Raw genomic sequence first — 17,177 nt, forward strand, 5'->3', positions numbered from 1 at the left:
CGGCGATGGGTCAACGGCAACGTGACTGTGTGGACTGCGGCGGCCCGGTCGGCATCATTGGCCGCCTGCACTGCTGCCGCTGCCTCAGACGGCTCAACGAAGCGGCCGCCAAGGCGTCCTGCCCGGACTGCGGCAAACAACGAGTACTGCAGGCCGACACCGGCCGGTGCATCACGTGCTCACGCGTCTGCACCGAGTGCGGGCATCCTGTCCGCTCGCCGGAGGCGACGCTGTGCCGGGACTGCAGCCGCAAGGCTCGGCAGCGAGCGGCGCAACAACCGTGCCCGCGCTGCGGCCGCCCGGGCTATCTGCGCCCATCCACCGGCTGGTGCGGGACCTGTTCACGTCGCCAGACCAAGGACCCACCGCGCGTCTGCGACGACTGCGGTCAGCTGCGCCCGCATGCCGGCCACGGCCTGTGCTCCGCCTGCTGGCAGCGCCGCCCCGAACGGCCCTTCGTCGCCGGCGAGAACCTCATCGCCCGGCTGACCGACCCTCCACCCTGGCTGGGCGAACTCATCGGCCACCTGGCCGCCGGCCACTCTCCGGCCCGAGCCTGCATCCTGATTGGCCAACTGGGACGGCTGCTGGACGACGAACACCCCAACCACCCCCAAGCCCTGCTGGAGCGGGCCCGGCTGCCCGGCCGCTCAATGGGGCCCTTGGCCCAAGGGTTGGAGATCTTCTTCGTCGAACGCGGTCTGGCACTGGCCACCGATCACGCCGAACGGCTGGCCGCCGGACGCCGTCGCCGACGGATCGACGCCGTCCCTGAACACTTGCGGCCCGCGGCGGAGGCATTCAACACCTTCCTGCTGCGCTCCCGCGAGCGCGCCCGACGGGCCGGGACACTGCCCCGTGCAGACATCACCCTCGACATCAAACTGTCCACCCTGCGCGATCTGGCCCAGCACGTCAGCGCCCGTGGAAAGCAGGACTGGGCCCTGGTCGACGTGCACGACATCGAGGCGTTCCTAGCCGCTCAGCCCAAGAACCGGCCCCGGCGGCTGCAGATCGCCCGGCAGTTCTTCCGCTTCGCCAAAAACCACAAGATGATCCTGATCGACCCCACCAGCGGACTGTCGGCGAAGGCGGCCAAGGGCTTCATCGGCAAGACCCTCACCCTCGACCAACAGCGACGCCTCTTCCAGAGATGGACCACCGACCCAGCCGTCCACCCACACGAGGCACTACTGGGCATCCTCGCCCTGCTGCACGGCGCCTCCAGCAGCGAGGTCCGTCACCTGCGCCTGGACGACATCGATCCCGCCAACCGCGCCATCCGTCTCGGACAACGCCCCCACCTCGTGCCCCTGGATCCGGCCAGCTGGAGAACCGTGCAGCGGTGCGTGGCTCACCGCGAGACTCAGCGCACCGGCAACCCGCATCTGATGGTCACCAAGGGCACCAAAGCTGGCCGGAACCCGGCCTCCGTCGCCTATGTCAGCCACGTCCTGGACCCGGCGGGCGTCTCACCGCGGATGCTCCGCTCCACCCGCCTGATCGACCTGGTCAACATCATGGACGCCAAGCTCGTCGCCGCAGCCTTCGGGATGCACCCCGAAGGCGTCATGATCTATCTCGCCGATCATGTCGACTCGAACCGCGTGCCCGATACGATGGCATGAGACCTTCACTGCTCAGTGGCAGCGCATGTCGAACCCGGCTTCGTGAAATCCGTCGAAGAACTCCACGATGACGCCCTTGAACCCGTCCCGCCAGGAGCCGCTCGGGTTGACATAGACGGTGCCGGAAAGCGCGCGGCCTTCGACACCCTCGATCTTGGCGGACTCGTAGTAGCGCGCGATCTCGGCGTCCGGAAGCTTGGTGAGCAGGGACATGCGGACCTGATAGTCGCAATGATTGCTGTTGCCCGACTGAAGACCCACCGTGCCCTGAACACCGAGATCACCTGGCTCCGTGTCGGGCGGGAGCGGGAGCATACTCGCCCGCTCCTCCAGCCGGGCCAGATTCTCGTCGTTCCTCCACTCGGCAACCTTGAACACCAGGACGTAGGCGGCGACAGGGACGAGAAGCGCCAGGCACACGTAGAACGGCCACCTCCTCCGCTGCTTCGGTAACGCCTCCGGGGCCACCTCGGTCAGCACCATGCCATCCTCCAGCACGCTCGTCGGGCGATCACCATTCAACAACACGGACCGGTACTTGTGCCGATGCTGCGAGGGCGCGGACGGCGCACGGTCGAACCCGCCAAGAGAGATCGCGCCCATGCTCTCAGATCGGCACGGATCCATCACCGCTCATGACGCCTTAGGAGCCCCGAACCTGTGCAGTTTCAGCGTCACCTGACACAAGTTCGCGCGAACATGTGCGCTTTGCCGAAGGACTCGTTTGAGGCGATGGCCAGGCTGTTCTTCTCCTCGCGCTCGGTCAGCACCTGGAACAGCAGCTCAGCGCCTCGGCGGTCCAGCTCCATGTAGCCTAGTTCGTCAATGCAGAGCAGGTCGACGCGACCGTAGCGGGCGATTGTCTTGGATAGCTGCTTGTCGTCGGAAGCCTCGACCAGCTCGTTGACGAGCTTGGTCGCCAGGATGTATTTCACCCGGAATCCCGCCATCGCAGCCTCGGTTCCCAACGCGATGAGCAGATGTGACTTTCCGGTGCCCGAATCGCCGATCAGGCAGAGCGGCTGGCCCTTCTTCACCCATTCACATGAGGCCAGGGTGTGGATCACCGCCGGGTCGATGCTGGGGTTGGCGTCGAAGTCGAACTCGCGCAGCGACTTGTCGCGGGGGAACTGAGCGGCCTTGATACGACGTTCAGAGCGGCGCCGTGCACGATCGTCGCACTCGGCCATCAGCAGCTCAGCGAGGAACCCGCGGTAGGACATCTGCTCGCGGGCGGCGGCCTCGGCGAGTTCGGGGAACTTCGCCCGAATGGTTGGCAGCCGCAGCATCCGGCAGGCTGTGTCCACGGCAGTCTCCGCGGCCTGCTCGGTCAGCCCGCGATTGCGGTTGAACATCATTGCGTCTCTCCCTTACTGGAGGAGCCCTGACCGCTGGATCGGCGGCGCAGTAGCTGGTCATAGACCGCAACCGAAGGCAGCGGCCGGTTGTCGGGCGGAAGCTGGGCCAGCCTCCGCGCGGTCAGCGACGTCACCGTGGCGTGCTGGGTGGGCTCCGGCGGCTGCTGCGATGAGGTCACCGACTCCGCCTGATCGGCTTCGGCCGCCTTACGAGCTTCCAGCGCCACCGCATCGGCGGTCAATGCGCCGGCGCGAAGTGCGGCGGCGATCCCGGCGACGAGGTGTTCGTGGGCCATATGGCGACCCAGCAACAGCACCTCGACCAGGGCTTTAGTGCCCTCGGAATCGCCGTGTGCTTTACAGGCGGCAGCCCACCACTCGTCATGCACTGGGGTGAAACGCCCAGCTGCGCGGGCCTGATCCAATGCTGTGGCGCCCGGCAACGCGCCGGGCTTGCGCACCAACGCCTCCAGGTAGTGGTCCAGCACCAGGCGAGCTTGGCCCTTGGCCTTCAATCGCTCATGGCGGGCGACAACCTCGCGCCCGTCAAAGACGACCAGTTCGGAGGCGTGCAGAACTACGCGCACGTTTCGGCCGATCAGGCGCACCGGCACCGAGTAACGGTTCGTGCGGACGTGGATCTGGCTATGACGGTCCACTCGCACGCGAAGTGCCGGCCTGTCTCGAACGGTTCGTCCGGCAGCGGCTTGAGCAGTTCCCGTTCAATGGCGAAGTACTCACCGATGGTGCGTGGGCGGGAGCGGATCCGTCGGGCCTCATCTTCCTCATCCCAACGCTCGACCATCGCGTTCAGCTCGGCCAGGGAGGCGACCTCGGGCACCGGGACGAAGTGGTTGCGGCGAAACCAGCCGATTTGGCCCTCCACTCCGCCCTTTTCGTGCGCGCCCTCGATGCCGGGCCGGCAGTAGAAGCCTTCGATGCCGTAGTGGGAGCGAAACGCTGTCCAGCGTTCGGTCTCCACCCGCTGGCGGGCGAAGCCCAGGATCCGGGCGACCGCGGCCTTGAGGTTGTCGTAGCGAATCTTGCCGAAGGGCACCCCGCCCAGCACGTTCAGCGCGTGGACGTGGCCCTCGAAGAACGCCTCCTGGCCGCAGGAGACGAAGACGCGGTGCACCGCCTTGCCGGAGTAGGACAGACGCAGGCTGAACAGGTAGCAGGTCACTGCTCTCCGGCCAGGCGCACCGTCACGTCACCGAAGTCCACCTCCGCCTCGGCGCCAGGGCGGTGACTCTGCGGGATGAACGCCTCCACCGGCCCGCGACCGGCTTCGATGCGAATCTGCGGGCGCCTCTCGGCGACGTATCTGCGTACGATTCCGTAGGAGACGTCCATCGCGTCGTGCTCGTCGACGAGTCGGTCGAAAATCCTCTTGGCGGTGTGGCGCTGCTTTCGAGGAGCGTCCAAGTCCGCCAGCAGCATGGCGTCGATCAACGCTTTGTAGTGGTCTAGCCGGGTCGGCCGCGCCGGCGGCTTCTTACGCGGTTGGGGCCAGGCCGACGCCAGCGCCTTGGTCACCGTGGGATAAGACACCGAGTGCTTGCGCATCGCGGCCCGGATCGACATCCCGCCTCGCACGTCGCGTCGGATCGCAGCGTAGAGCTCGGTCTTGGACTGCCGCACCATCCGAGGCCCCTCACGGTGGGTGACACATCCGATACTCCCACCGCAAGCCCCTGGGTGTTGCTGAAACTCATCAACACGACAACCCGACGATCAGGGGGTGTTGCCGAGTCTCGTCGACAAACGTTGCTGTTACACCCGAACGAAACCAGAGCGGTTACGGATGTGGACAACCGGGGCCGGGCAGTGGCCGAATCATGGCGTTCAAGGTGTCCTAGACGCTGACCTGGGCGAATGCGATTGGGGAGACCCGACAGAGCTCACGTTCTGTCGGGTCAGCCCTCACTCTGAGCTACCTTGCCCCTGGTGACACCGACCCGAGCGCCGGGCCTACTACGAGGAGTGCCAGCACATCCATGAGAACCCCGCGACGGACCACCCGACAGACTGATATCCCGGCGAACCGCCCCGCGGCTGCTTCTACGGACAGAAGGGCGCCGCCTTCTGGAGATAGGCACGTCGGCCGTCCCCGGCCAACGGCTCTGGCTAGTCTGCGGACGCCACCGGCTGGGGTGGCGTCCATGTGGCAGGCAGATGATGGACGCCGTAGACGACATGATGGCCGCCGGAAGGCATTGTCGCCGGCGGGGACGGCCAAGGCCAGATCGGGAAAGCGACGTCAGCCGGGCCGGAATGTCCCGAAACTCTCCCTGCGTACGCGCGCGTGGACCTGTCGGGAAAGTCCGGTCCTGGCCGGCCGGCCGCTTCCGAGTATGTCCCTGGCCCCAAGGCGACCCGGCGAAACCGGGGGCTTCCGGACTACTGGACACGCTGCGTATCAAGTTCGGACGTATTGATAGTTCCGAAGCGCCGACACCACGGCGAATGACGCGGATCAGTTCGCGCTACGCCGGCCTGCTCGCTGGCGGGGTGGCGGTCTTGCGACGCCGCGTTCAGCCTCCCAGCGTTCGCCGTTCCTGGTCGGTCAGCGGCAAGGGTGCAAGCGTCGAGCTCGGCATATCGCCAGCCAGCAGGCTGATCATGAATGACCACTCAGCACACTAACTGCAGCTGGCCATCCAGTCGATCTCGTCGACGGCGACGATGCCGTTGGAGTCGACCCGCTTCTTGTCTCCGATCTTCGTGCAGACGTAGGTCCTCTGGAACTTGCCGTTGCTGTCCCACCAGTGGAACCAGACCTTCGCCTGATATTCCCCGCTGCCGTCGTAGGTACCGTTGTTGAAGACTGATCTGACGTAGTAGTAGGGCTCCCCTGCCTTCCAGTCCTCGCCGCGGCCGATGCCAATCTTGTAGCTGCTCACAGGCGGGTACGTGGAGTACATGCAGACGTCCCCGGCTGTGCAGCCGAGTGTGCTGGCCGCCGCTTGGGCGGGCGTGGCGGACGTGGCGACCGCGATAGCGAGGGCTGCGATCCCTACGAGGACGGACTTTCGTGCCATGGAAACTCCCCTTTCAAGAGCCAGAGCAGAACTCTAGGGAGCACCGCTATGGAATCGATATGTCATGGCTATACGGCCCTCCGCTACCTGACGGCTGGGGACATGTTCGGGAGCGGAGGGCCCCTCCGGCCGGGAGACGAGCTCTCACCTCGCATTCAATTCATTTCCCATTCATCTGCAGGAGCACTTCGCGACTCTCGGTTCCGCACGGAAGCGGCGACAGCGGAAGCGGGTCACGTGGGCATGCCCACAGCTCGGTGAGCGCGGCCCCGATCTCGGCGTCGGCGACCTCGGCGAGCGGCCGGTCGCGGCCGAGCCGCGCGGTGACGCGGTCGATGGCCAAGGCGTAGGCGCGGTGCATGTTGGGATTGGCGGTGGGGGCCATGGCGAGGAAAGCGTCGAGGGCCGGACGGCCGGTGCCCCAAGGCGACAAGCGGCCTACTTGCCTTACGTGCCCGACAAGCTCACATCGCGTTGAGCTGCGGGAAGGGCTGCGAACCCAAGATAAACGATGGACGACTCACCGGCCCGCCAGCTCATCACGGACACGACACCCGCCGAAACGCGCAAGCAAGTGAATACTCGAACGAGCCACCATTATGATTCCGATGAAACCTGAGCCGGGCTGATTGCCCTACGTGCCTGACATGCCTTCGCTCTGCTGACCAGCTAGTTCGCTTGACAACCCCCGGATGACCATCGGGCCCTCGTGCCGGCCAGGCACGGCGCGCCCCCGTCAATGGCATGGTGGGTCGCGGTGGTGATGGCGGCGCATTGCCTGCTGCTGAACAACATCGGTGTGGCCTTCGTCGTGCGTCGTCCAACTGATCCTGCTCGGGTCGGTGGTGCCACACCTGCGCGGCGTTCACATATCCAGCAGCCGATCAGCCTGCCCCATCATGAGCGCGCCCCTGCTGCTGAGTGCCGCGATCACCGCGCTCAGCACGGCCCCAGGATGTGAAACCTCCACGGCCGCTGTCGGCGTACCGAGCACGGCGGCCGGGCGTTGCCCGGCGCAGTCAGGCTGGCGCAGTCAAGCCGGCGTGGTTAGACCAGAGGCATGAGCAAGGGCGGCGGCCTCGGTACGGGTGCCCACGCCGAGCTTGGCCAGGATGTTGGCCACGTGGAACTTCACAGTGTGTTCGCTGATCAGCAGGTCTTCGGCGATCTGCCGATTGCGCAGGCCGCGCGCCAGCCGTTCGAGCACCTCGAGCTCGCGTGGCCTGAGCGCGGCCAGGGCGGCGTCCGGGGCCGGCGGTGCGGGCGGGGTGAGCGGCAGCGCGGCACTGATCGTCGTGCCCCAGCCGGGGACGGCGTCGAGGGAGAGACGGCCGTCCACGGCGGCTGCCAGCTCGGCCAGACGGCGCAGGGCAAGCGCGCCGGCCGTGAGTGTGCCCGGCCCGTCGTCGCGAACGACGAGGTGGAGCTCGGACTCCTCCGGCTCCCAGGACACGCGAACTCTCGTCAGGCCGTCCTGCTCGAGCATGGTGACCACGACGCCCCGTACCAGGGCCAGGGCGGTGTTGGCGATGTCGGACGGTAGGGCGCGGTCGCGGTCACGCGGCCCGGCCAGCTCCAGCGACACCTGGCTGTGGCGGGCCAGGGGTGCCAGCTTGCCTGCCAACCGGTCGAAGGACGCCCCGGCCGGCTCCTCGCTCAGCATGGAATTCAGGTCGGACGCGGCGCGCAACTCGATCAACGCTGACACGGCCAGGTCGGTGGCGGTGCGCCGGGCGGCGGCGTCGTCGAGCGTACGGCTGCGCAAGGTGCCGAGCAGGGATTGCAGTGTGCCGGCGTGAGTGCTGGTGAGCTCGGCAATGACGCGGGCCCGCTCGCCCGCGGCCACCCGGTTGCCGGCCAGGTCGGCGGGGGGCAGGTTCTCGGCGCGGTGCATCAGCTGCAGGGCGACCAGGTCCCACAGCCGCTGCACCAGCTCGGCTGGCGGGCCGGTGGGCGCGTCCCCGCCGACGGTCACCACCACGAGCAGGCCGCCGGAGGCCCCGGCCGGGCGGGAGGCGACAGCCAGCACCGGCAGGTCCTCGCCGGCCAGGCGCGCCCGGCCGGACCAGGGCCGGCCCACGCCGACCGTGCCGCCCACGCGGGCCAGCTCAGCGCTGGTGATCTTCTCGGTGATCGCCGTCTCGCCGTGGGCCTTCATGGGATGCCGGGCGCAGTCGCCGGTGAGCACGGTCACCGCCCGGTGCGGCAAGAACTCGGCCAGCGCCTGTGACAGCGGTTCGAGCATGGCACCGGTCGGCGCCCGCAGCACGGATGCGGCTGCCGCCAGCGCGGTGTGCGGGTCGGGCAGGTCCATGCGCTGATGCTAGGCGACGCCGGGCAAGGGAGGTCGCTGCCCGTTCGGGTAGCAGGTGCCGCCCGGACGGACGGTGAGCGGGAGGGCGGGCGGCGAGCAGGCTTGCCCTGCCCGATTCGCCGCCACATCAGGAGCCGCTGATCATGAAAGCTCTCGTCGCAGCTGCCTTCGGCCCCCTGGAGCAGCTGCGCGTCCATGACGTGCCCGACCCGTCACCCGGCCCTGGCCAGGTGCAGGTCCGTGTGCAGGCTGCGGCGCTCAATCCCATCGACGTGAAGCTGGTCACGGGTGAGCTGCGTGCGATGTTCCCGGTGACGCACCCGTTCGTGCCCGGCGTGGGTGCCACCGGGGTGGTGGCTCGAGGTGGCCGCGACCTACCCGTTCGACGAAGCCTCGCAGGCCATGCGCGACCGGGCCGAAGGCCAGTACACGCGCGGCAAGATCATCATCACTTTCTGAGGAGTCCGTCATGCTGTCCCTTCCCACCCGCGCCGGGGACCGTCCCCGTACCGGCCCGTCCGTTCCGCACGTCCAGCTCAGCCAGAACAGCCCCGGCGAGATCCGCGAACAGCTCGCGCAGTGGATGAGCACCCGGCTTCCCGGCACCGAGATCAGGCCGAGCGAAGTCTCTGAGCCAGGCTCGCTCGCCTTCTTCCTGCACCAGGACGCGGTGCCGCCGCAGGGAGCGGTGCTCCTGCCGCCCCGCCTGGTCGCCGAGTTCGCCCACGTCCACGTCGACGGCAGCCTGCACATGGCCCTGTCACAGGAGGACCAGCAAGAGCTCATCGCCAAGGGCTGGGGCGAGCGCCATCCCCTGTACTCACCCACGATCAACGTGGTGATGCTCTACGGTCCCCGCAGCCCACAAGAACTGGAGACTGCCAGAAGCGTCGTCGCGGCCTCCTACCGATACGCCACCGGCAGGACCCTGTAGCCGCCCGGCCCCGCAGTCAACCCCTGGCCGCGTCGCCCGCCCGCGGCGCAGAGGTTGACCGCGGCGGCCAGCCAGGCACCGGGTGTGTGCTCCTGCCGCGAACGGCGGACGGCTAGCGCAGCGAGATGTGCAGGGCCTCCCCCACGCGCCGGTCCGACGCCCGCCAGGCCGCCGACGCAGAAGATCGCGCGCGGGTTGATGAGGTCACCCGGCCCGCGAGCGCGTCGTACACGGCGGCGCGGGCTGGGCCGGGGCCGCCCAGTTCGGCCTTGCGGGCGAGGCCGCGTTCGTACCGGTCATTCACCTGTCCACCTCGCCGTCCTGGCGAGCGGTGAAGGCGAGGAGGCGGTGCCAGGCGTCGGTGCACGCCTTCCGCCACTGCCCGTAGGAGGCGTCGAAGAAGGAGTGCGGGGCTCCCTCGTACGTGTGGGCCTCGTACTCCTTGCCCGCGCGGTCGAAGGCGGCGAACAGCTTGCTGTACCCCTGGGACGTGGTCGCCACGTCATCGCCGGCGAGCAGCATGAGCAGCGGCGCGGACGGCTGCGCCGTACGGTCGCCGAGGAAGCGCGGCGGTCCGTAGAAGCCCGCGGCGCCGGACAGGCCGAGCCCGGCGGCGCCAGTCCCGCGCCTGTCAGCCAGGGCACCTCGTCGTAGAGCAGTTCGCGGCAGTTGGCCGGTGTGAGGCGCGCAAGCTCCGGCCCGGGCGGTGCACCAGACTCTGGCGGAGGCGTCCGATCTCTGACCTCGCCTGGGGCCGGCGGTGGTGACGGACGCCGGAAACCTGCCCGTTGTCCGGCTGGGTGTGGTGCGCCCGGTGGGGGCTCATGGCACTCCAGATACGCCGGCGATGTATATGTGCGTGCGTCCAAGCACATATACCACCAAACCCGGCCCTTAACGTCGGCGCGGTCCGGAGCGAATTTGGTCGCTGTCTGACCTGGTCGTTAGATTCGACAGGTGAGCCTGGAGCGAGCGGTCAACCTTTACGGTGCTTGCGCACTGGTGGCCGACGACGCCGTGCACCGTGCCTGGCAGACCGCCCTGCCCGGCAAGTCCGAGTCACTGGCGGCGGGCCTCGTCGCGCTGGCCACGTTCGACGACCTGTTCGTCGAACGAGCTGAGCAGGGCCTTATTCCTCACCCACTCGAGCGCCGCCCGACTGCAGGAAGCGGGCTGGGCGACGCGCCACGCCCGCGATGACGAGGCCGACCGCCGCCGGGTCCTTGTGTCACTCACTCCGGAGGGTCGGCAGGTGGTCGGCGATGTGCTCACCGCCCGGTAGGAGGCACTCGCCGCGCTGCTGGAGCCCCTCAGCGCACTGCAGCGCGAGCAGTTGTCCGGCATCTTGGAGACGATCCTGCACGGCCACGGCAGCGACGGGCGCAGCCTCCACACCACCTGCCTGCTGTGCGACCACCGGGTGCGCGTGCCCTGCACGACCCGGGAGGCCCACCAAGCGGCCACCAGGCCGTAGACCTGACGCGGTCCTTCGTACCCGGCCACCCGTGATGGCGATCGCGGACACATGTCCGGCGTCCTGGCGCGACGCCCGGAGTCAGCGTGGCGGGTGGTCGATCAGCTGGTAGAGCCGGGTCCGGAGGGTCGTCCAGTCGCCGTCCAGGGCCTCTCGTGCGTACGTCAAGGCGCTCAGGTGAGAGGCCGCTGCGTCGCTGACCGACCGCAGGGCGTGGCGGACGGCGTTCGCCGCGACCCAGCGCCGCCACTGCTGGTCGTCGTGCTCGCGCGTGGCGAAGGGAAGTCCCGCCCATGGGCGCCCGAGGCCCTCGTACACCGCGCGCATGGCGGTCAGGTCTTCCCGCGTCAGAGCCAGGTCCTGGCGTACGGTGTCCAGAGGGCCGGTGAGCTCGGTGGCGAGGTCGAAGGCGTCGATGAGCGTCTCCGCCATGACAAGGAGCGCCGCTCGGCGCGCTTGGTGAGGCGAGGCGCTCAGTTGGGCGTGCAGGTCAGGCTCGTGGTGCCAGAGGCCGAGCGGTAGAGGCTCCGATGAGATCGGCTGATCAAGGAGGGCCACCCGGCGCGGATGGTCGAACCACCGGCGTTCGACGTGGGCACCGGTGCGAGCCTCCACGATGGCCATGGCGGTGGCGGCCCTTCGCGGCCAGGGCGCGCCTTCGATGGCGCGTAGCGCCTGCAGTTCGGGCGCGAGGGTCATCGGCTGCTCATCGAGCCTGGCGAGTTTCGCCAGAACTTGGCCATGAACGAGGTAGGTCAGGCTCTGGTGACCGGTGAGATTCCAGGACAGGTGCCAGACCTGGGCCTCATGGCTCAGCCAGGTAAGAACGTGCGGTAGGCCGATGGCGGTGAATCCGCCGGGCTCCAGGAGCATGCCCGACTGAGCCGAGACGTCCAGGTAGACCGTGTCCGGCTCGATGTCTGCGGAGGCTTCGACGATGTCCGGCCGGCCGCCGCCGGTCATCCGGCCCGCGAGGTCTTCAAGGGAGAGGGCGGTCCGGAAGGGGCGGACCACGGTCCAGGACAAGCCCTCCGAAAGCCAGCCACTGTCGTCCGTGAGGACATGCTCATAGTGGGAGATCGTTTGCGCGAGGTTCATGCGTCTCCTGGTCGGAGGGGCGCGCCGCCGTGGAGGGCGTGGCCTCCACGGCGGCGCGTACGGTCCGGTCTAGGGCTGGTTGTAGTAGATCGAGCTGGTGTTGATCGGTTTCCAGCACACGTCGGTCATGGGCGGGATGGGGCTTGGCGTGGTGGCGAACCTGTTGAAGTAGTGATCTTCTCGAAGGATGCGGTCCCGGTCATAGAGGCGCTTCGGCTTCTTGCCGGCCACCTGGTTGGGCTCCCAGGCTCCGGCGCCCATGGCGCAGACCGAGAAGTTCCTGGCCGCGTCCTCGCCGCTGGTGCGGTTGCCCGCGGAGGCGAAGGGATACTCGTCGCATTCGCGGGGATCGGGATCCGTCACGAGCCGCGGCCACAGGCTGCGGCACCTGGTCACCGCCCGGGCATTGTTGTTCTTCTGCCGGGGGTCACCGACGCGCCACAAGAACTGTGATTTGTCGGGTCTGCCGCTGTTGTTGATCGCGCAGCCGACGATGGTCTTGTTCACCTGCTTGGGGAAGGTGTCCGCCTTGTCGTAGCACGCCTTCCAGTAGTGGTAGTAGGCCAGATCATAGGCCGCGCCGAGTTTCCACTCGATGGACGGAGTGATGGCCAGCGTGCATCCTCCGGACCGTGCGGCAATGTAGCTGGCGTTGTCGCACTTGATTTTGATGTCGCGTTCGGAGGTGCCGTAGTTGTACACGACGGTCTGGTCGACGTCGTTCGGCCGGGAGATCTCGACGTACGGCTGCATGTTGCAGTTCGAGATCCTGTCCTCGGTGTTGGACACATTCCCCGACCGGTCGATCCGCGTCGCTGGTGCGTTGGCGGGGTCGGCACGGAAGCGGAAGGTCGCGATCTTCGACCATGGCTGGCCGTCCTTGCGCGCCACCTGGTTCCATTCGGTGATGAGTTTGGCAACGTGGTTCTGCTGCCGGGAACCGTTGAAGGTGGTGATGTGCTTGCAAGCCGTCTGGTCGCGTGCCGGACTCATGCCGATGGTGAGCGTGCTGCCCAGCATCGAGACGTCGCCCTGGTCATCGACGTTGCCGAGGTAGAAGTCGAACATCATGTCGCGGGTCGTGGCGCCGGCCTCGAGTCCTTCTCCGCCAGAGAACGTTCTGGCGATGAACATCACGTCCGCCTTCCAGTTGTAGGCGTCACGGTCGTCGTCAGCCACGCCCTGAGGCCCGATCGCCCCGTGGGGGATGCTGTCCCAGATGCTGTAGGAGTCAATCGCCTCCACTTCGTGTTTGATGCAGCCGCTGAAGCGGTTCTTCATCAGACCGTGGGTGCGTCTGCCCGTACCGTAGTTCTTGACGCAGTCCTCCGGAGTCATGCGGTCGGTGAGCGAGGCGATCCTCGTGGCCTTCAGCTCGCCGGGTGCCGCGCCGCTGGCGTCGTACAGGGCGAAGATCTCCTCGGGGATCAGGTCGCGGTTGTAGACCCAGGTCTCGTCCAGCGTTCCCGCGATCGCGGTGCCGAGGCTCATCGGCCCCGATGCCTTCCATCCGGGGAAGCCGAGCGCGGCGCTGCCGATCTCGCCGCCGTTGAGGTACAGGGTGGCGGTGCTTGAGCCGGCGGTGTAAACGCCGGCGACGTGGAACCACTCGTTCGCCGGTGCCTTCACCCCGGAGTACACGCCCGCGACGGTCGGATCGGCCTGATCGGCGTTGGAGAACGTGAACGTCAGGCCTAGTGCGGGGTCGTTGCCGAGGTGGAAAGGCACCGTGCTGGTGCCCTTCTGGTCGACGATGGTGTAGGCGCCGTCGGCGTCCCTCCACTTGACCCAGGCCGCGACGGTGAAGCTCTGGTCGGTGGCGATGACTGGTCCCGTTGTCCGGGCCAGGGGCCCGCCGAGCGGCTCGGACAGGTCCACTGTCACGGCCTGCCACGATGACCAGGGCGAGGAGGCGTCGGCGGCGACGGCACGCAGGCGCCAGCGGATCTTCCCCCCGTCGGTCAGCTGCCCACCGGGAACGGCCACCGAGGCCTGGGTGCCCGAGGCGACATTGTCGAGCCCGCCGGTCCAGATCTGACCGCTGCCCTGCCCGGGTGCGGCGGGATCGTGCTCGATCTCGACCTCGGCGCGCATGGCCGCGGCGGTCGGATGGGTGAGGATGGCCTGCAACCGGGGAGTGAGCGTGGTGGTCACCGTCACGCCGTCGACCACCTTGGATGGGTTCGTGGCAAGGTCGGTGACGGTGGGCTTGGGCAGGTCGACGGTGAAGGACTGCCAGTCCGACCAGGCCGAAGCGGCGGTGGCAGAGACGGCGCGGGCCCGCCAGCGTACCTTCCAGCCGTCGCTCAGCTTGCCGCCGGGCACGGTGGCCGTGGCCTGGGTGCCGGAGGCGACGTTGTCGAGAGCGGCGGTCCAGATCTGACCGGTACCCTGCCCGGCCGCGGACGGGTCGTGCTCGATCTCGAACTCGGCCCGCAGCGGCTTGGCGACCGGGTCGTTCACCTGGGTCAGTAGCGCCGGGGTCAGCGTCGGGGTGACGGTGGCGCCGTCGACCTGCTCCGACGGAGTGACCTGGAGCGCGCCGACGGCCGGTTCTGAGACCTGGTCGGGCACGTCGACGGTCAGGCCCTGCCAGTCTGGCCAGGGGGAACTGATGCCGGTGGCGGAGTTGATCGCCCGCGCCCGCCAGCGGCACCTCCAGCAGCAGGTCCGGCACCGCCCGCTGCTGCACGCTGGGCAGCGCGGCCAGGGTGTCGTGCAGCTCCCGCGTGGCCCGTTCCCGCTCGCGCGCCACCAGCCCCTCCTCAGGCACTGCCATCCGCCCCGGCCCGGGCGTTGCGCCAGCGGACGTAGGCACCGATCACCGCCGAAGGTCAACCACTTGTCCGACATTCGGTGATGGGCCCACTAGCTGAGCGCTCATGGCGACACGAGCCCTTGTGGGACCCGGGTGTGTCCTCCGGGGGGAGGGACAGCACCGCGCAGAATTAGTTAACCTCCTTTCCAGTTCCTCGTGAACGGAGGTATCGGCATGCGCCGTCTGGCCGCGCTCGTCTCCTTACTCCTCCCCCTCCTTCTCCTGCCCGTCCCCGCACAGGCCGCTGCGACCCCGCTGCAGGTCTACGGCGCCTGGCACTGCGGTGATGACGCCTGCATCTGGGGCAACGTCCGCAGCCCAACAGACTTCGACGCAAAGAACCACTGGCTGATCGACCGAGGAGACGGCCGCCCCTCGGTCAACCTTGTGGTGCTCAGCTTCGTCCACCCGGTCAAGTTGCTGCACAAGACCACCGACACGCAGACCCTCGACGGCGTGCCGCGTGGCATGACCGCTGACATCGTGAACTACTTCACCAGCCGTGGAGTCCGGGTGATGCTCTCCATCGGCGGCATCACGTACACCACCGCGTGGAACTCCGCCCTGGCGGAGAATGCGGCGCAGTTCGGGCGCAACGCGGCCGAGGTCGCCCAGCGGCTGGGCGTCGGCATAGAGATCGACTACGAGGAGAACAGCAGGCCCGACCTGGCCGGTCTGGAGGCCTTCGTCAACGCCTACCGCTCCGCACTGCCGTACGACGCGAGCGGTGCGAACCCAGCCGCCCGGCTGACCATCGACCTCGCCGCCGGTGACCGTTGGCTCATTGACATCACCAGGAAGGCGACCGCGGACTGGCTGCGCACCGATACCCCGGTCCTGGACTACGCCAACGCGATGGTGCCCGCCCAGCAGCCCAGGAGCTCCGACGCCATAGCCAACTGGCAGGAGCACATCGACGGCAAGCCCACCTACTCTCCGCCGATCCCGTCGCTGGCTCCGGCCAAGTTCACCGGCGCGTTCTACATCGCTGAAGGAAGTAAGGTCCGCCCCGAATGCACGAACTTCAGCACCTCGCTGCAGAAGTCCACGGGATCGTTCGTCCAGACGGCCGCGCCAAAGGGTGCCGGCCTCACCTCCGGCATGCTCGGCTACATGTTCTGGGCCGCCGAACGCCCCTCCACAAGGGGCGTGACCACCGCACCTCCGAACTCCTGCGAGGGAGGAGTGGGCGGCGGCGCCACCGCGTACGCCATCCCCCTCCCGATGCCCGCCCTACGGCAAAGCTGACCACCTCCCGGGACCGGGCCGCCGGTCCCGGGACAGACCAATTACCCGTCCGAGATTCGGTGACGGACCACTAGTGTCGTTGCCAGCGCTGTCGAAGCGGGGACGAAACTCAGCAGAGAACAGGGAGCGGGCATCGATGACGGACCCAGACCGGCGCCGGACCGGACAGCCCGAGGTCGACGCGCTCCTGGACCAGGCCGACGCCGCACATCAAGCGGTGGCCGAGATCGTGACGATCACCCACGCCGAGCGCATCGTCTCCCAAGCCTGGCTCGCCGAGCTCGCCGCCGAACACGAGGCGCTGCACGAGCGATACCAGCAGGCCGAAGCCAAGCTCGCCGCCGCGTCGGCCGCCGGCGATCCGGACCAGGTCGTCAGCGCCCGCCGAGCTCGCGATCAGGCCAGCGCCGACTGTGACCGTGTCGGCCGCGTGCTGCGTGAGGAAATGGCGGGGCTGGCGGAGGCGGGATTCGAGCGCAACGGTGCGCTGCTGGGTCAGGTGCGCAGTGCGTGGCGGGCTGAGGACGCCGCGCGCGCGGCGCTCCGGGGCGACACCGGACGGCAGGGGTGAGGCAGCCATGCCTCGCGAGCGGCTGTTGCGGCGTTGCAGGGCGCCCTTTCCCGAAACCGCCCAGCTCGGCGGGACGACCTTCACCGGCATCACCTTGTTCGAGGGCCCCTGCTCGGGTCGGCGCGACCAGCCCCGAAGTAGCTCTCTGTAGTGTTCGTCACCCCGTGCGTCTGGAGCCGCTGAATTGAACGGCCGCAGTGGGTACGGCCGGAGTACGCCAGAAACACACCACAGGGCGTAGGTGTCGCGTCTGACGTCAGCGCTTTCGCCGGGCGGCGGGGTCGTGCGTGGCGGTGATGCGGGCGGAGGTCTCCTCGCCGAGGCGGACGTAGTGTCCGAGGCTGGACAGGTGCTGATGGCGGGACTTGGCCTGCAGTTCGGGGGCGGTGCGGCCGGCGGCGGCCAGATGGGTCAGCGCGCTATGCCGGAGCTGGTGCAGGGTCCAGCCGTCGCCGTGCGGGTCCAGAGCGGCGGAGGCGGTCTTGAACAGGTACTCGGCGCGGGAGTAGGACAGCCGGCCCCGGCCGGTGACGGGGCAGATGTCAGCGGCGGCGGGCGCGCGGCGTCCGGAGGCGGGGGCACGCCGGTCGGCGAGGAAGACCGGCCCGGCCTGGCGGCCGTTCAGGAGGCGGGGTAGCAGGTGTGCGGTGGCGGTAGCCCAGTGCACGTATTCGAGGGCGCCGCCCTTGGAGA

16 protein-coding genes and 2 pseudogenes are annotated in these 17,177 nt (G+C 68.3%); 7 read left to right on the forward strand and 11 right to left on the reverse strand.

The features are described from left to right. The first annotated feature begins 29 nt into the window (after positions 1-29). Complete coding sequence (locus ACFYUV_RS49860) at positions 30-1,628, forward strand: tyrosine-type recombinase/integrase (protein ID WP_387682910.1); 1,599 nt, start codon at positions 30-32, stop codon at positions 1,626-1,628. A gap of 12 nt (positions 1,629-1,640) precedes the next feature. Here ACFYUV_RS49860 and ACFYUV_RS49865 read toward each other — a convergent pair whose 3' ends face one another. The 6 genes and pseudogenes from ACFYUV_RS49865 to ACFYUV_RS49890 form a co-directional block, all read right to left on the reverse strand. After that, positions 1,641-2,231, reverse strand: a complete 591-nt coding sequence (locus ACFYUV_RS49865; RefSeq protein WP_387682912.1) for a hypothetical protein — start codon at positions 2,229-2,231, stop codon at positions 1,641-1,643. Positions 2,232-2,302: 71 nt separating this feature from the next. Further along, positions 2,303-2,986, reverse strand: a complete 684-nt coding sequence (istB, locus tag ACFYUV_RS49870) for an IS21-like element helper ATPase IstB (protein ID WP_387682914.1) — start codon at positions 2,984-2,986, stop codon at positions 2,303-2,305. Next, positions 2,983-4,630, reverse strand: a pseudogene (gene istA, locus ACFYUV_RS49875) (IS21 family transposase). Before istA ends, istB begins: the two are co-directional and overlap by 4 nt. 998 nt (positions 4,631-5,628) lie before the next feature. Then, complete coding sequence (locus ACFYUV_RS49880) at positions 5,629-6,027, reverse strand: hypothetical protein (RefSeq protein ID WP_387682916.1); 399 nt, start codon at positions 6,025-6,027, stop codon at positions 5,629-5,631. Positions 6,028-6,187: 160 nt separating this feature from the next. Next, positions 6,188-6,412: a hypothetical protein gene (locus tag ACFYUV_RS49885; protein WP_387682918.1), complete on the reverse strand. Its 225-nt coding sequence runs from the start codon at positions 6,410-6,412 to the stop codon at positions 6,188-6,190. 648 nt (positions 6,413-7,060) lie between these two features. Continuing rightward, entirely contained in the window at positions 7,061-8,341 is a 1,281-nt protein-coding gene (locus ACFYUV_RS49890) for a LuxR C-terminal-related transcriptional regulator (protein ID WP_387682920.1), read from the reverse strand. Between the two features lie 143 nt (positions 8,342-8,484). Between ACFYUV_RS49890 and ACFYUV_RS49895 the strand changes: the two are divergent. Both ACFYUV_RS49895 and ACFYUV_RS49900 read left to right on the forward strand, forming a co-directional pair. Next, positions 8,485-8,664: pseudogene (locus ACFYUV_RS49895) on the forward strand (NADP-dependent oxidoreductase); the annotation flags it as partial. A gap of 146 nt (positions 8,665-8,810) precedes the next feature. Further along, positions 8,811-9,275 carry a luciferase family protein gene (locus ACFYUV_RS49900; RefSeq protein WP_387682922.1) on the forward strand — a complete coding sequence of 155 codons (465 nt, stop codon included), beginning with the start codon at positions 8,811-8,813 and terminating at the stop codon, positions 9,273-9,275. Positions 9,276-9,387: 112 nt separating this feature from the next. Here ACFYUV_RS49900 and ACFYUV_RS49905 read toward each other — a convergent pair whose 3' ends face one another. Further along, positions 9,388-9,579 carry a hypothetical protein gene (locus tag ACFYUV_RS49905; protein WP_387682923.1) on the reverse strand — a complete coding sequence of 64 codons (192 nt, stop codon included), beginning with the start codon at positions 9,577-9,579 and terminating at the stop codon, positions 9,388-9,390. Further along, entirely contained in the window at positions 9,576-9,944 is a 369-nt protein-coding gene (locus ACFYUV_RS49910; RefSeq protein ID WP_387683001.1) for a dienelactone hydrolase family protein, read from the reverse strand. Before ACFYUV_RS49910 ends, ACFYUV_RS49905 begins: the two co-directional genes overlap by 4 nt. Before the next feature lie 288 nt (positions 9,945-10,232). On the opposite strand from ACFYUV_RS49910, the gene ACFYUV_RS49915 reads away from it, so the two are divergent. Together ACFYUV_RS49915 and ACFYUV_RS49920 are read left to right on the forward strand one after the other, a co-directional pair. Continuing rightward, a complete protein-coding gene (locus ACFYUV_RS49915; protein WP_387682925.1) occupies positions 10,233-10,475 on the forward strand; it encodes a hypothetical protein in 243 nt (80 codons plus the stop codon). Positions 10,476-10,608: 133 nt separating this feature from the next. Next, a complete protein-coding gene (locus ACFYUV_RS49920; RefSeq protein WP_387682927.1) occupies positions 10,609-10,749 on the forward strand; it encodes a hypothetical protein in 141 nt (46 codons plus the stop codon). 81 nt (positions 10,750-10,830) lie between these two features. On the opposite strand, the gene ACFYUV_RS49925 is transcribed toward ACFYUV_RS49920, so the two are convergent. Next, positions 10,831-11,847, reverse strand: a complete 1,017-nt coding sequence (locus ACFYUV_RS49925) for a hypothetical protein (protein WP_387682929.1) — start codon at positions 11,845-11,847, stop codon at positions 10,831-10,833. A 69-nt stretch (positions 11,848-11,916) separates the two neighbouring features. Next, positions 11,917-14,421 (reverse strand): LamG domain-containing protein, encoded by a 2,505-nt coding sequence (locus tag ACFYUV_RS49930; RefSeq protein ID WP_387682930.1) that lies wholly within the window; start codon positions 14,419-14,421, stop codon positions 11,917-11,919. A gap of 418 nt (positions 14,422-14,839) precedes the next feature. Here ACFYUV_RS49930 and ACFYUV_RS49935 point away from each other — a divergent pair, with 418 nt between their 5' ends. Next, complete coding sequence (locus ACFYUV_RS49935; protein ID WP_387682932.1) at positions 14,840-15,913, forward strand: glycosyl hydrolase family 18 protein; 1,074 nt, start codon at positions 14,840-14,842, stop codon at positions 15,911-15,913. 136 nt (positions 15,914-16,049) lie between these two features. Beyond that, positions 16,050-16,484 (forward strand): hypothetical protein, encoded by a 435-nt coding sequence (locus ACFYUV_RS49940; protein WP_387682934.1) that lies wholly within the window; start codon positions 16,050-16,052, stop codon positions 16,482-16,484. A 256-nt stretch (positions 16,485-16,740) separates the two neighbouring features. Here ACFYUV_RS49940 and ACFYUV_RS49945 read toward each other — a convergent pair whose 3' ends face one another. Further along, a complete protein-coding gene (locus ACFYUV_RS49945) occupies positions 16,741-17,151 on the reverse strand; it encodes a tyrosine-type recombinase/integrase (RefSeq protein ID WP_387682935.1) in 411 nt (136 codons plus the stop codon). Between the last annotated feature and the right edge of the window lie 26 nt (positions 17,152-17,177).

The sequence above is a fragment of the Nonomuraea sp. NPDC003560 genome, from assembly GCF_042878785.1.
GTDB lineage: Bacteria > Actinomycetota > Actinomycetes > Streptosporangiales > Streptosporangiaceae > Nonomuraea.

What these genes read in the sequence shown, in the direction of transcription:
- ACFYUV_RS49890 (WP_387682920.1), bottom strand. Translation starts at nt 8,341, where the DNA reads ATGGACCTGCCCGACCCGCACACCGCGCTGGCGGCAGCCGCATCCGTG.
- istB (WP_387682914.1), bottom strand. Translation starts at nt 2,986, where the DNA reads ATGATGTTCAACCGCAATCGCGGGCTGACCGAGCAGGCCGCGGAGACT.
- ACFYUV_RS49880 (WP_387682916.1), bottom strand. Translation starts at nt 6,027, where the DNA reads ATGGCACGAAAGTCCGTCCTCGTAGGGATCGCAGCCCTCGCTATCGCG.
- ACFYUV_RS49885 (WP_387682918.1), bottom strand. Translation starts at nt 6,412, where the DNA reads ATGGCCCCCACCGCCAATCCCAACATGCACCGCGCCTACGCCTTGGCC.
- ACFYUV_RS49900 (WP_387682922.1), top strand. Translation starts at nt 8,811, where the DNA reads ATGCTGTCCCTTCCCACCCGCGCCGGGGACCGTCCCCGTACCGGCCCG.
- ACFYUV_RS49925 (WP_387682929.1), bottom strand. Translation starts at nt 11,847, where the DNA reads ATGAACCTCGCGCAAACGATCTCCCACTATGAGCATGTCCTCACGGAC.
- ACFYUV_RS49865 (WP_387682912.1), bottom strand. Translation starts at nt 2,231, where the DNA reads ATGGGCGCGATCTCTCTTGGCGGGTTCGACCGTGCGCCGTCCGCGCCC.
- ACFYUV_RS49940 (WP_387682934.1), top strand. Translation starts at nt 16,050, where the DNA reads ATGACGGACCCAGACCGGCGCCGGACCGGACAGCCCGAGGTCGACGCG.
- ACFYUV_RS49935 (WP_387682932.1), top strand. Translation starts at nt 14,840, where the DNA reads ATGCGCCGTCTGGCCGCGCTCGTCTCCTTACTCCTCCCCCTCCTTCTC.